Genomic DNA, 13082 nt, shown 5'->3' with positions numbered 1-13082 from the left:
GCGCCCGTCCTCCCGCCATCGTGTCGATCTCCGGACCGCTCAGTCAAGCAAGTGCTTGGTCAGAACCAGCAGGGACCGGTGCCCCAGGCCCAGGACCACTCCTCCGGCACGAGCAGGTGGATGTGGCACGACATGTCGCCCCAGACCACGTACGGCCCCTTGTCGTCCCAGCCGACGAAGCCCAGCTCGACCTGCGTCCGGAGTTGCGCGGGCAGCTGCTGGGGCGTCGCCTTGGGCTTGGGGGCGGCCTCCGCGGGCAGCGTGCCGAGGGCCAGCGTTCCGGACAGCGCGAGCGCCGCGACGGCGGCAGTGACCTTCCTCATGCGCCGATCCTGCCTCCCCTCACCCGAAAATGCCAGTGTTTACTGGCAAGATCCTGCGGGCGGGCTCGGGAACGGGCACTACGGTCACTCCCGTCCTATCCGGACCAGTTCCACCGGAGATCGCGCCACGAGGATGAGCATGGGGATGCAGACCGTCTGGGTCGGCGAGAAGCGGCTGTGCCAGGTGACCGTGTCGGGCTTCCAGGACGTACCGGGCTTAGGCCTTCTTCCCCGGGGCCGGGTGAACGGGGGCGCGGAGATCGTGCGGGGCGCGCGGGCGAGGCTGCTCCGGCACGGCGTCGTGATCGCCGAGGACCTCCGCATCGGGGCGCTGATGGGAAAGGCCGCCCTCACGTCCCGGCTGGAGGCCAGGGAGCGGGTCGGCATCCTGGGCCGGTGCGTCCTGGCCATCGGTCACCGGAGCGTCCTCGACGGCGATCAGATACAGGCGTACGTCCGCGCGGAACCCGCGGGGGTCCCGCCCGATCTCGTCCTGGGGTACCAGGATCCGTTCCCGGAGCAACGGCGGCTGCTCGGACGAGCCGAGGTCCGCGAGGTCGCCGTCGACCCCCTGGCCGGGCCCGTCGCGCGGGCCGTCGTCACCGAAGGCGGGCTGGCGGTCGGCGCCCGGGTACGGGTCGTGCGCGATGGGCGGCCGGTGGCCGAGGCGCTGCGCCTGCTGGCCCTCGCGGACGGCGGCGGCGGACCGCTGGACGAGCTGACGCACGGAAGCACGGGGACCCTGTACCTGGGCCATCCCGATGTGCGTCCCGGAGACATCGTCCAGGCGTATGACGTGCCGCCTCCGCAGCAGACCGAGGGACGCAAGCGGCTCCTCACCGTCCTGTCCGCCGGGTCGAACGCCACGGTGGCCGTGGCGCGCGTCCAGCCGGTGCAGTTCTCGCCCCACGGAGGAGAGGAACTGGCCGTCGGGCACCGCGCACGGGTGCTCCGCGACGAGGTCGTCGTGGCCGACGGGCTGACCGTCGGCATGGTCGAAGAGCCGGGCGTGCTCAAAGAGGTGGGCGTCAGTTACGGCCTCAATACGCGCGTCGGCTGGCTCGACGTCGGCGTCGACTTCCCCGGCCTCCAAAGTGGAGACGAGATCGAGCCGTACGAGGTCCTTGCCGCCGACCACGAGCCGGAACCGGAGATCAGGCGGCCCGAGAGCAGGCGGTTCCTGATCGGTTTCACCATCGGACTCGGCGCCGTCATCGCCTCGTTCGGTTCCGCGGACATCTGGGCGGCCGTTATGGCATGGCGGTCGTTCCGGACACCGCCCGCGGGCGACGGCGCCCTGGACGGGGGCTCGGCGCTGGGTCTCGTCCTGCTCTTCACCGTGCTCGCCGCCCTGTCCACCTGGATGCTCGTCCTTGGCCACGTCCGCCAGCGCCAATGGCGCCGGCAGGCGCGCCGGCGCGCCGGTGCCGCCGGGGACGTCCGTTGACGGGGCGTCCAATTCGGGTGATGCTGGCCGGGTAGGCCAGGCCAGGGGCGCAGTCTGTTTCCGCTGGTGGGGGTGGTCGAGATTCGGTTCGGGCTCTTCTACGACGTGCGGCCGCCACGGCGGTTGAGCCACGCGGAGAGGGCGCGGCAGATGCATGCACGGATCTTCGTCGATGACGGATGCTCTTCGGCCAGGTAGCGGCTCGTCTTGGTCGTGAACGCGGGGCCTGTCAACCTGTGCAGGACGGGAGCGCATAATGCGGATATGCCCTCCTGGCGCAGCATTTCCCCACGCGGCAAACTCGCGGTCATCGTCGTGGCGTACTCGATGGCGCTGTTCGCCGCGATCATGGCCCTGGGTGAGCGATCGGAGGGCACGGACCTCCAGCACTCGCACGCTCGGACCTGGGCGACGGTGGTCGCGAAGCGCACGAGCAGCAAGTATGGAACTGACTACGGGTTGACGTTCAACGACCGATCGGGGCAGGCCCGCACGGTCAAGACCAGCGAACTGGCTTCCAGGTACAAGGTCGGCGACCGCCTGGAGATCTACTACGCCCTCGCTGACGAATCGACGATCAGCGCGGTCCGAGATGGCAGCCCCGGAGCGGCGCAGTTCCGCGAGGCGATCGCTTCCGCGGCGTTCTCGGCGATCTGCCTTGTCCTGGCAGTCGGCCTGACAGTCGTGCGAATCCGCCGGAACCGCGAAGAACGTGGCCCGTTCCGTGGCCACACTCCGGTCGGCCCGGCAGGCGGTTCCATTCGGGAACTCCGCAGACTCAACGGCAGAACCTGAAACTGAGACCCGCTGACGAGTCTGGACGGGTGTGTAGTGGCTGCGGGCATGCCGCCGGTCGGGGGAGACCGTTGACGGAGTGTCTAGTTCGGGTGATGCTGGCCGGGTAGGGCCAGGTTGCGGCCTGTTTTGGCTGGTCACGGGTGGGGAGGTGGTTGAGATTAGGTTTTCACTCTTCTACGAGCACCAGTTGCCGCGGCCCTGGGCGGACGGGCAGGAGCTGCGGCTCTACCAGGACGCCCTCGACCAGGTCGAGATCGCCGACCGGGTCGGGTTCGACTACGTCTGGGAGGTCGAGCACCACTTCCTGGAGGAGTACAGCCACTCGTCCGCGCCGGAGGTGTTCCTCGCGGCGGCGTCCCAGCGGACGAAGCGGATCCGGCTCGGGCACGGGATCGTCCAGCTCCCGCCCGCCGTCAACCACCCGGCGCGGATCGCCGAGCGGATCGCCACGCTCGACCTCGTGTCGAACGGGCGGGTGGACTTCGGGACGGGCGAGTCGAGCTCCGGCGCGGAGCTCGGCGGGTTCGGCGTGCGGCGCACCGAGAAGCGGGCGCAGTGGCAGGACGCGATCGACGCGGTGACCAGGATGTTCGTCGAGGAGCCGTTCGCCGGATGGCGCTCGCCGTACCTGCGGATGCCGCCCCGGAACGTCATCCCGAAGACCGTGCAGAAGCCGCATCCGCCGCTGTGGGTGGCGTGCTCCAGGCGGGAGACCATCCAGTTCGCGGCCCGCAACGGGATAGGCGCGCTGTCGTTCTCGTTCGTCGAACCCGAGGACGCCGGGAAATGGGTGGACGAGTACTACCGCATCCTGGAGTCGGACGAGTGCGTCCCGGCGGGGTTCGCGGTGAACCCGAACGTGTCGGTCGTGCTGCCGATGATGCTGCACGAGGACGAGGCCACCGCGATCGACCGGGGCATCGACGGTGCGCACTTCTTCGCGTTCGCGCTGGCCCACTACTACGGGACGACACCGCACGACCCGGGGCGCACCAGCGTGTGGGACGAGTTCCAGGAACGGCGGGCGTCCAAGGGGTTCGACCGCGAGCGGATCATCGCCAACGCGGAGTCGCTGAACGTGAACGTCGGCTCCCTGCGCGGCGCGGTCGGGACGCCCGGGCAGGTCGTCGATCTGATCCGGCGGTACGAGTCGGTCGGCGTCGACCAGATCTCGTTCGTGCTGCAGGCCGGCCCGAACGAGCACGAGCACATCTGCGAGAGCCTCGAACTGTTCGGCGAGGCGGTGCTGCCGCACTTCACCGAAGGACGCGAGGAGCGGGAGGCGGCCAAGGCGGAGCGTCTCGCGCCCGCCATCGAGGCGGCGCTGGCGCGGCGGAAACCGGCCCGGAGGTCGCCGCCCGGGTACCGGATCGACGAGGACGCCGAGGTCGCCCGCGTCCAGCGCTCGTCCCGCTCCCGCCGTCCCGTGCGCCAGGAGATCCGCGCGGCGGCGAGGCGGCGCGCCACGCGGGGCTTCTACACGCTGGTCCACGGCAGGACGGACGAGCAGATCGAGCGGCGCTTCGGGCCCGGCGCGCAGCGGCTCTTCTTCACCGGGATGGCCCGCGCGTACGATCCGTCCGCCGCGGCCGGGTTCGCGGGCGACATCGAGTTCCGCCTGACCCCCGGGCACGGGCCCGCGACCGCATGGACGATCCGGGTCTCCGGCGGGCGGGCCAGGGCCCGCGCCGGCGGGTCACCGGAGCCCGATATCGTGCTCGCCGCCCGCACGGCCGACTTCCTGCGCGTTCTCGCCGGCGACGAGAACCCGGCGACGCTGCTGATGGACGGCCGGCTGGCGATCCGGGGGAACTACGAGCTGGCGCCGAAGATCAGCGAGATGTTCGGCGGCCCGTCCCCCTACTGAGCCGTCCCTCTACTTGAGGAGGGGTGGCCGTGGTCCCCCGATCACCACGGCCACCACTACGTCTGATGCACCCGGCCCCGTCCGGGTTCGCGGCGGGTTAGCTTGGGCGGGTGAGGATTCGGGGGATCGTCGCCGGTGTGCTCGTTCTGCTGCTGGGCGGGTCCGCCGTTCCTGCGCGTGCGGCGGACGGGCTGGGGCCGCTCGTCGACGTGGCGGCGCGGCGGCTCGACGTCGCGGACCTGGTCGCCGCCGCCAAGTGGGGGACGGGCAAGCCCATCGAGGACAAGGCGCGCGAGCAGCAGATCCTGGACGCGGTCGCCGAGCGGTCCGCGGCGATGGGCGTCGACCCGGCGACGGCGCAGCGGATCTTCCGCGACCAGATCGAGGCGGGCAAGCTCGTCCAGCGCGGCCTGTTCGCGCGGTGGGCGCTCCGGCCCGGCGACGTCCCGGCGCACCGGCCCGACCTGGAGAAGGAGGTCCGGCCGCTGCTCGACCGGATCACCGGCGAGCTGCTCGCCGGCATCAAGGACACGCGGGACGTGCGCCGGAGCCCGTCCTGCCGAACGGAGCTGGCGAAGGCCGTCGGACGGGTCGAAGGCGCCCGGCATCCCGACGCGCTGCATCGCATCGCGCTGACCCGCGCGATTCCCTCGATCTGCTGACGAAGTGCCCCCGCGGGGTTATTGGACCCGGTGTCGGCATGGTTATGTGCCTCTGTGACACGGGATGCGGGACACGTCGTGATCGGCCGGTACCGGCTGGTGGAGCTGCTGGGCGAGGGCGGGATGGGCGCCGTCTGGCGCGCGCACGACGAGCGGATGCGGCGGGACGTGGCGCTCAAGCGGCTCAAGCTGCCGACGAGCCTGGAACCGGGGCTGCGCGACCAGCTGGTGGCGCGCATGGAGCGGGAGGCGCGGTCGGTCGGGATGCTGAAGCATCCGGGGATCATCACCGTCCATGACCAGTTCCACGACGAGGACGGCCTGCCCTGGATCGTGATGGAGCTGGTGCGGGGCCGGTCCTTGGACGCCGCCGTCCGCGAGGACGGCCCGCTGGACGAGGCGGAGGCGGCGCGGATCGGCGCGCGGATCGCGGAGGCGCTGGCGGCCGCGCACCAGGCGGGGGTCGTGCACCGCGACATCAAACCGGCGAACATCCTGCTGGAGGGCGAGCGGGTGGTGGTGTCCGACTTCGGGCTCGCCGCCGTCCCCGGGGAGACCGCCCTCACCGCCACCGGCGCCCTGCTCGGCACTCCCGCGTTCCTGGCTCCCGAGCAGGTCGACGACCGCGAGGCGACCGCCGCGTCCGACGTCTGGTCGCTTGGTGTCACGCTGTACGCCGCCGTCGAAGGGCGTCCCGCGTTCACCGGCGGCAGCATGGCGGCGCTGCTCCTGGCCATCTCGCGGGGCGAACCCGCACCGGCGCGGCGCGCCCGGCTGCTGGCGCCGGTCCTGCGGGACCTGCTGCGCCGCGACCCGCGGCGGCGTCCGAGCGCCGCGGCCGTCGCCGCCACCCTCAACGCGCTCGCCGGAGACCCGCCCGCCGAGACGCCGCCCGCCGCCGAGCCCTCGCCGCCTGCCGACGCCGTTCCGCCGACGCCGTTCGCGGAGCCCTCCCGCCGCGCCTTCCTGCTCAGCGGGGGCGCCGCCGCCGTCGCCCTGGCCGTCCCCATCGGCTATGCCCTCACGCACGACGGGAAGTCGGGGCGCCCTCACGCGAGCCGTTCGCCCGCCGCTTCGGGCCCGCCGCCCCTGGGGAAGGTGCTGAAGGGCCACACGGACTCGGTCACGGCGGTGGCGTTCAGCCCGGACGGGACCGTCCTCGCCAGCACGAGCGACGACGGCACGGTGCGGCTGTGGGACCCGAGGACGGGCGCGCCCATCGGGCAGCCGCTCACGGGCCACAAAGGCGCGGTGCGCTCGGCGGCCTTCAATCACGACGGAAAGACCCTGGTCACCGGGGGCGACGACAAGACGGCGCGCGTGTGGGACGTGGCCGCCCGCCGACCCGACGGCAAGCCGCTCACCGGCCAGTACGACACCGTCTGGGCCGTCGCGTTCAGTCCCGACGGCAAGATCCTCGCCACCTCGAGCGGCCGTGACGTGCTGCTGCGGCACGCGGCCACCCGCAAGGTCTTCGGCGTTCCCGTCGTACATCTCAACACCGTCAGCTCGATGGCGTTCAGCCCTGACAGCCGAACCCTGGTGACCACGACCGAGGAGGTGTTCCTGTGGGACCTGGCCGACCCCGACCCCGCCCACGCCCGCTGGAGGCACCTCAAGGGCGACGCGGGCAGCGTCAGCGGGGTGGCGTTCAGTCCCGACGGCAAGATCCTTGCCACCGCGAGCGCCGCCGACGGCACGGTGCGCCTGTGGAAGGCGGCCACCCGCAAGCAGATCGGGAAGCCCCTCGCCGGCCATGAGGGCGGCGCCGAGGCGGTGGCGTTCAGCCCCGATGGCAAGATCCTGGCCAGCGTGGGCAGGGACAAGGCGCTGCGCTTGTGGGACGTGTCCGCCCGCAAGCCGCTCAGGCCGCCCCTCCAGGAGCACACGGACATCGTCGGCGCCGTGGCGTTCAGCCCCGACGGCAGGACCCTGGCCACCGCGAGCGGCGACAACACCCTCCGGTTGTGGGACATGGCGACCCTGAACCCGCACGCACCTGCCTGACCGGGCGCACGGGCGGTCCGGGCCGTCGAACCGCCGCCGCGGGCCGTGCAACCTTCCGGCGCCCCGGCCGCATCAGGTGGAGTGTGGAGCGGCCGAGGAGCGTGCGCATGCCCGGACGGGACGACGATTTCACCGCCTATGTGACGGCCAGGACGCCGTGGCTGCGGCGGGTCGCGTACCTGCTGTGCCAGGACTGGCACCGCGCGGACGACCTCGTGCAGACCGCGATCACCCGCCTGTACCTGCACTGGCGCCGCGCGTCGGCGGCCGACAACATCGACGGCTACGCGCGGACGGTGCTGGTCAGGGTGTTCCTCGCCGAGCAGCGCGGCGGCTGGCGGCGCCGCGTCCGGCTCGTCGCCGAGGCGCCCGACGGGCCCGGCGGCGCGGCCGACCTCGACGGCGCCCTGGACCTGCGGGAGGCGCTCGCCGCGCTGCCGCCGAGGCAGCGGGCCGCCGTCGTCCTGCGCTTCTACTGCGACCTGTCGGTCGAGCAGACCGCCGACGTCCTCAACTGCTCCACGGGGACCGTCAAGAGCCAGACGGCGCGCGGCCTGGACGCGCTGCGCCGCGTGCTGCGACCGGCGCAGCGCCTCACGGATGGGGAGAACCCGGCATGAACGACCTCAAGGAACGGCTGGCGGAGATCGCCGCCGCGCCCGGACCCGTGACGTCCGTGGACGCCGCCGCGGCGATCAGGAGGGGGCGCCGGATCAGGCGCGGCCGGCGCGCCGCCGCCGGGACGGCGCTGGCCGGGCTCGCGGCGGCCGTCACGGCGGTCGCGGTGCTGCCCGGCTCGCCGGACGGCCCGCACCGCACCGTCCGGCCCGCAGAGCAGGCGGGATACCCGGCCCTGCTGGTGCCGCCGGCCGCGTTCGGCTGGCTGCCGAAGGGGTACGCGCAGATAGCGGTCACGCGGTCCGAAGACGACGGGACCAGCTACACGGTGCAGGCGGGACGGGGCGGCCGCCCGGCGCTGGAACTGACCGTCCTGGAGTCCCGCACCGAACCGCCGATCGCCAACCTCCCCGGCGGGAAGAAGGGCCGCTGGATGAAGACCGCGCTGATCAACGGGCACATCGGGCACTGGACGATCGTGCCGGGCGGCGCGGGCTCGAACCAGGTGCCCGCCGAGCTGCGGTGGGAGTACCAGCCGCACCACTGGGCGCTGCTGTCGGTGACCGACGGCGCGGTCGCGCAGGAGGCGACCGTGCTGCGCATCGCGAAGGGCGTGACGTTCGGTTCACGCGGACCGGCGGCGTTCCCGTTCCGGGCCCGGGGCGTCCCGTCCGGGCTGAAGCCGATCCAGGTCCGCGTCGGCACCGGCCCGGAGGCCTCCGTCCGGCTGACCTCGCCCGGCACGCCGGGCGGCGACCTGGGGATCGAGGTCATGCCCGCGAAGCGGACCCGCCCGCTGGTGAACACGAAGATCGACGGGCACCCCGCCTTCGACTCCCGGTTGCAGCACGGCGGCCCGAAGGCGGACCGGAACCCGTCCGAGGCGCAGCGGCTGGTCGTCTACGGCGTGCGGGGCTTCGACGTCGCCGTGGAGGCGACGGGCGGGCCGCTGCGGCGGCTGCAGGCGTCCGGCGGGCTGACCGGCCTGTACCGCCGCGTGCAGCTGCTCGGCGACGAGCCGGTGCGCTGGACGGCGCCGCTCGGCTGACCGGCGCGCATGGGCCGTTTGTGCCGATGAGGGTCTTCGGCGATGCTTGGGGCGTGTCAACGGAGACTCTCATCGGCGCTGCCGAACTGCGCGCGTTCCTGCACGGTCTGCCCGGCGTGGACCAGGTCGGGGCGGAGGAGCGGGCGGCGCGGCTCGCGTCCCGGTCGATCAAGACGTCGGCGAAGGCCGAGGCGATCGATCTGGCGATTTCGATGGTGGATTTGACCACGTTGGAGGGTGCGGACACCGCCGGGAAGGTGCGGGCGCTGTGTGCCAAGGCCGTCCATCCCGATCCGTCTGATCCGTCGGTGCCGAAGGTCGCGGCGGTGTGCGTGTATCCCGACATGGTCGAGACGGCTGTGGCGGCGTTGGCGGGGTCGGGGGTCGGTGTCGCCAGTGTGGCGACGGCGTTCCCGTCGGGGCGGGCGCCGTTGGAGGCCAAGCTCGCCGACACCCGCGCGGCGGTGGCGGCGGGGGCGAGCGAGATCGACATGGTGATCGATCGGGGCGCGTTCCTGTCCGGTGACGTGGTGAAGGTGTTCGAGGAGACCGTCGCGGTCAAGCAGGCGTGCGGGGACGCGCATCTGAAGGTGATCCTGGAGACCGGTGAGCTGGCCACGCTGGACAACGTGCGGCGGGCCTCCTGGTTGGCGATGCGGGCCGGCGCGGACTTCATCAAGACCTCGACCGGGAAGATCTCGCCGGCGGCGACGTTGCCGGTGACGCTGGTGATGCTGGAGGCCGTGCGTGACTACCGGGCGGCGACGGGCCGTCAGGTCGGGGTGAAGCCGGCGGGTGGGATCCGCACCACCAAGGACGCGATCAAGTATCTGGTGCTGGTGAACGAGACCGCCGGCCCGGACTGGCTGAGTCCCGCCTGGTTCCGGCTCGGCGCCTCCAGCGTGCTCAACGATCTGCTGATGCAGCGCCGCAAGCTGTCCACCGGTGTCTACTCCGGTCCCGACTACTTCACCCTGGACTGAGAGACATGACTGTTTTCGAGTACGCACCGGCCCCCGAGTCCCGGTCGGTCGTTGACATCCGCGGCTCCTACGGGCTGTTCATCGACGGTGAGTTCACCGACGGGCACGGCGAGCCGTTCAAGACGATCAACCCCGCCGATGAGAGTGTGCTGGCCGATATCGCCTGCGCCGATGAGGCGGATGTGGACCGCGCCGTGAAGGCCGCCCGGGCTGCTTATGAGCGGGTGTGGGGGGCGATGCCGGGCGCTGAGCGCGGCAAGTACCTGTACCGGATCGCGCGGATCATCCAGGAACGCTCCCGCGAGCTGGCCGTCTTGGAGTCGATCGACAACGGCAAACCGATCCGCGAGTCCCGCGACGTCGACGTCCCCCTGGTCGCGGCGTGGTTCTTCTACTACGCCGGCTGGGCCGACAAACTCGGCCACGCCGGATTCGGCCCCCACCCCCAACCGGTCGGCGTCGCGGGCCAGGTGATCCCGTGGAATTTTCCGCTGCTGATGCTGGCGTGGAAGATCGCGCCGGCGCTGGCCTGCGGGAACACGGTGGTGTTGAAGCCGGCCGAGACCACGCCGCTGACCGCGTTGCTGTTCGCCGACATCTGCCGCCAGGCCGACCTGCCGCCCGGCGTGGTCAACATCATCACCGGCGCCGGTGACACCGGCCGCGCGCTGGTCGCCCACCCCGGGATCGACAAGGTCGCCTTCACCGGTTCCACCGACGTCGGCCGCCAGATCGCCCGCACCCTCGCCGGAACGTCGAAGAAACTCACCCTGGAGTTGGGTGGGAAGGCCGCCAACATCGTCTACGCCGACGCCGCGCTCGACCAGGCGGTCGAAGGCATCGTGAACGGGATCTTCTTCAACCAGGGGCACGTGTGCTGCGCCGGGTCGCGGCTGCTGGTGCAGGAATCGGTGGCCGAGGAGGTGCTGGAGCGGTTGAAGGCGCGGATGGCGACGCTGCGGGTCGGTGACCCCCTGGACAAGAACACCGACATCGGCGCGATCAACTCCGCCGCCCAACTCGACAAGATCCGCGAACTGTCGGCGTCCGGCGAGCAGGAGGGTGCGGATCGGTGGTCGCCGCCGTGCCGGCTGCCCGATCGGGGGTTCTGGTTCGCGCCGACCCTGTTCACGGGGGTGGCGCAGTCGCATCGGATCGCGCGGGAGGAGATCTTCGGGCCGGTGCTGTCGGTGCTGACCTTCCGCACCCCTGAGGAGGCGGTGACCAAGGCCAACAACACCCCGTATGGGTTGTCGGCGGGGATCTGGACCGAGAAGGGCTCGCAGATCCTGTGGACCGCGCAGCACCTGCGCGCCGGGGTGGTGTGGGCCAACACCTTCAACAAGTTCGACCCCGCCTCCCCGTTCGGCGGCTACAAGGAATCGGGATACGGCCGCGAAGGCGGACGCCACGGGCTGGAGGCCTACCTCAATGTCTGACCGCCTCGCTGTACGCAAGACCTACAAGCTCTACATCGCAGGCGCGTTCCCGCGCTCGGAATCAGGCAGGTCCTACCCCGTGACCGACGGCAAAGGCCGGTTCGTCGCCAACGCCGCCCACGCCTCCCGCAAAGACGCCCGCGACGCCGTCACCGCCGCCCGCAAAGCCTTCCCCGGCTGGGCGGGCCGCACCGGATACAACCGCGCGCAGATCCTCTACCGCATCGCCGAAATGCTCGAAGGGCGCCGCGACCAGTTCACCGCTGAGGTCCGTCACACCGGCGCGTCCAAGGCTCAGGCCGCTGCCGAGGTCGACGCGGCGATCGACCGGTGGGTCTGGTACGCCGGCTGGGCCGACAAGATCACCGCCGTGGCCGGCGCCGCCAACCCCGTCGCCGGACCCTACTTCAACTTCTCCACCCCCGAACCCACCGGCGTCGTCGCCGTCATCGCGCCCGACTCACCCCTGCTCGGCCTGGTCTCGGTGGTCGCACCCGCGATCGTCACCGGCAACACCACCGTCGTCGTCGCGTCCGAGCCCGCACCGCTCACCGCGATCACCCTGGCTGAAGTCCTCGCCACCTCCGACCTGCCCGCCGGCGTCGTCAACATCCTCACCGGACACCGCACCGAACTCACCCCCTGGCTCGCCTCCCACATGGACGTCAACGCCATCGACCTCACCGGCGTCCCGGACGGCGACGTGCCCGCTCTCGAGGACAAGGCGGCCGAGAACCTGAAGCGCGTCTTCCGCGCCTCCGACGACTGGGCCGGCGACCCCGGAACCGCGCGTATGACGGCGTTTCTGGAGGTCAAGACGGTGTGGCACCCCGTGGGCGTCTGAAAGCGGAAATGCCGCGGAGTGTGTAGAGCGTCACGAACGGTGGAATAGAACCCCCCGTAACTGATCATCACGGGGGGTAGATCAGTGCCTACCAAGACCGCATCGCGTACGACGACGAGCCGAGGTACGGCCGGGCGTACGAAGAGCACCACGGCGAACAAGTCCACGGCCGCCAAGAAGACGGCCACCAAGAGCACCTCGGCCGCCAAGTCGCCGTCGAGGTCCACGACCAGCCGCTCGACCGCGAGGAAGACTCCGGCGAAGCGGACCAGCGCCGCGTCGAGCCGGACGTCCACGGCGGCGTCGACGCGCGTCACCAAGGCCGCCGACCAGGCCAAGGCCGCCGCCACGCAGATGAAGTCGGTGGCGACCAAGGCGTCCTCGTCGGCCAAGGCCATGACCGCGATGACCAAGGCCATGACCACCGCCACCAAGGCGATGACCGACGCCGCCAAGGCGATGAACGCCGCGGCGAAGGACATGGCGAAGCAGAAGGCGGCCACGGCCGCCAAGAGCAGGACGGGGACGACCGCGCGCAAGAGCACGGCGTCCGGGACGGCGCGCAAGACCACGTCGGCGGCGAGCCGCTCGCGGTCCACGGCGTCGGCGCGGGTGACCTCGCCGAAGTCGACGGCGCGCAAGACCACGGCGTCCAAGACCAGGCCGTCCACCGCGAAGAAGACGACGGCGGCCAAGCCGCGGACCAGCGCCGCGCGCAAGTCCACCGCGTCCTCGTCCCGGACGACCGCGAGCGCCCGGAGCGGCACCGCCCGCAAGAGCGGCACGTCCCGCTCGTCCGGCACCGCCCGCAAGTCCAGCGCGTCCGGGGCGGGCAAGACCGCCTCGACCCGCCCGCGAGCGGGCGGGGCGACGGCCCGCCGGACCGCCGAGACGGCCGCCACGGCGCCGCCCGCCGGGCCGATGGTCGAGCCCAAGACCTCCAACGGCCTGCAGCACTCGACCAGCACCGACGGCGGCTTCCTGACCGGCCTGACCAACGCCGGCCGGCGCTGACCCGCCCGCGCCCCGCCCGCAGCGGCGCACGG

At 71.9% G+C, this 13082-nt stretch carries 12 protein-coding genes; 11 read left to right on the top strand and 1 reads right to left on the bottom strand.

What is annotated here, in order from left to right:
• Positions 1–59: 59 nt before the first annotated feature.
• The gene (locus F9B16_RS23120) at positions 60–323 is read right to left on the bottom strand and encodes a hypothetical protein (RefSeq protein WP_151542204.1); all 264 of its coding nucleotides are present in this window, start codon (positions 321–323) and stop codon (positions 60–62) included.
• A gap of 139 nt (positions 324–462) precedes the next feature.
• On the opposite strand from F9B16_RS23120, the gene F9B16_RS23115 reads away from it, so the two are divergent.
• The 11 genes from F9B16_RS23115 (at position 463) to F9B16_RS23065 (ending at position 13050) form a co-directional block, all read left to right on the top strand.
• A complete protein-coding gene (locus F9B16_RS23115; RefSeq protein WP_151542203.1) occupies positions 463–1770 on the top strand; it encodes a hypothetical protein in 1308 nt (435 codons plus the stop codon).
• A gap of 264 nt (positions 1771–2034) precedes the next feature.
• Positions 2035–2565 (top strand): hypothetical protein, encoded by a 531-nt coding sequence (locus F9B16_RS23110; RefSeq protein WP_151542202.1) that lies wholly within the window; start codon positions 2035–2037, stop codon positions 2563–2565.
• 151 nt (positions 2566–2716) lie between these two features.
• Positions 2717–4435 (top strand): LLM class flavin-dependent oxidoreductase, encoded by a 1719-nt coding sequence (locus F9B16_RS23105; protein WP_151542201.1) that lies wholly within the window; start codon positions 2717–2719, stop codon positions 4433–4435.
• A 110-nt stretch (positions 4436–4545) separates the two neighbouring features.
• Entirely contained in the window at positions 4546–5097 is a 552-nt protein-coding gene (locus F9B16_RS23100; protein WP_151542200.1) for a chorismate mutase, read from the top strand.
• Positions 5098–5151: 54 nt separating this feature from the next.
• Entirely contained in the window at positions 5152–7104 is a 1953-nt protein-coding gene (locus tag F9B16_RS23095) for a WD40 repeat domain-containing serine/threonine protein kinase (protein ID WP_151542199.1), read from the top strand.
• 107 nt (positions 7105–7211) lie between these two features.
• Entirely contained in the window at positions 7212–7724 is a 513-nt protein-coding gene (locus F9B16_RS23090) for a SigE family RNA polymerase sigma factor (protein ID WP_151542198.1), read from the top strand.
• On the top strand, positions 7721–8770 hold the full coding sequence (locus F9B16_RS23085; protein WP_151542197.1) for a hypothetical protein: 1050 nt from the start codon (positions 7721–7723) through the stop codon (positions 8768–8770). Before F9B16_RS23090 ends, F9B16_RS23085 begins: the two co-directional genes overlap by 4 nt.
• A 26-nt stretch (positions 8771–8796) precedes the next feature.
• Positions 8797–9753 (top strand): deoxyribose-phosphate aldolase, encoded by a 957-nt coding sequence (deoC, locus tag F9B16_RS23080; protein ID WP_151542196.1) that lies wholly within the window; start codon positions 8797–8799, stop codon positions 9751–9753.
• Positions 9754–9758: 5 nt separating this feature from the next.
• The gene (locus tag F9B16_RS23075; protein WP_151542195.1) at positions 9759–11192 is read left to right on the top strand and encodes an aldehyde dehydrogenase family protein; all 1434 of its coding nucleotides are present in this window, start codon (positions 9759–9761) and stop codon (positions 11190–11192) included.
• The gene (locus F9B16_RS23070) at positions 11185–12036 is read left to right on the top strand and encodes an aldehyde dehydrogenase family protein (protein ID WP_151542194.1); all 852 of its coding nucleotides are present in this window, start codon (positions 11185–11187) and stop codon (positions 12034–12036) included. The genes F9B16_RS23075 and F9B16_RS23070 overlap by 8 nt, the downstream gene beginning before the upstream one ends.
• Before the next feature lie 84 nt (positions 12037–12120).
• Complete coding sequence (locus F9B16_RS23065) at positions 12121–13050, top strand: hypothetical protein (RefSeq protein WP_151542193.1); 930 nt, start codon at positions 12121–12123, stop codon at positions 13048–13050.
• Positions 13051–13082 lie beyond the last annotated feature (32 nt).

Origin of the sequence: Actinomadura montaniterrae (assembly GCF_008923365.1) — a bacterium.
In the GTDB taxonomy this organism is placed as follows: Bacteria; Actinomycetota; Actinomycetes; order Streptosporangiales; family Streptosporangiaceae; genus Spirillospora; species Spirillospora montaniterrae.
The sequence above is the reverse complement of the archived record's forward strand: the minus strand, read 5'-3'. Positions and strand labels throughout refer to the sequence as shown.

Bases quoted from the DNA above. Each gene is read 5' to 3' on its own strand.
- F9B16_RS23075 (WP_151542195.1), top strand. From the start codon at position 9,759: ATGACTGTTTTCGAGTACGCACCGGCCCCCGAGTCCCGGTCGGTCGTT.
- deoC (WP_151542196.1), top strand. From the start codon at position 8,797: ATGAGGGTCTTCGGCGATGCTTGGGGCGTGTCAACGGAGACTCTCATC.
- F9B16_RS23115 (WP_151542203.1), top strand. From the start codon at position 463: ATGGGGATGCAGACCGTCTGGGTCGGCGAGAAGCGGCTGTGCCAGGTG.
- F9B16_RS23085 (WP_151542197.1), top strand. From the start codon at position 7,721: ATGAACGACCTCAAGGAACGGCTGGCGGAGATCGCCGCCGCGCCCGGA.
- F9B16_RS23120 (WP_151542204.1), bottom strand. From the start codon at position 323: ATGAGGAAGGTCACTGCCGCCGTCGCGGCGCTCGCGCTGTCCGGAACG.
- F9B16_RS23090 (WP_151542198.1), top strand. From the start codon at position 7,212: ATGCCCGGACGGGACGACGATTTCACCGCCTATGTGACGGCCAGGACG.
- F9B16_RS23110 (WP_151542202.1), top strand. From the start codon at position 2,035: ATGCCCTCCTGGCGCAGCATTTCCCCACGCGGCAAACTCGCGGTCATC.
- F9B16_RS23070 (WP_151542194.1), top strand. From the start codon at position 11,185: ATGTCTGACCGCCTCGCTGTACGCAAGACCTACAAGCTCTACATCGCA.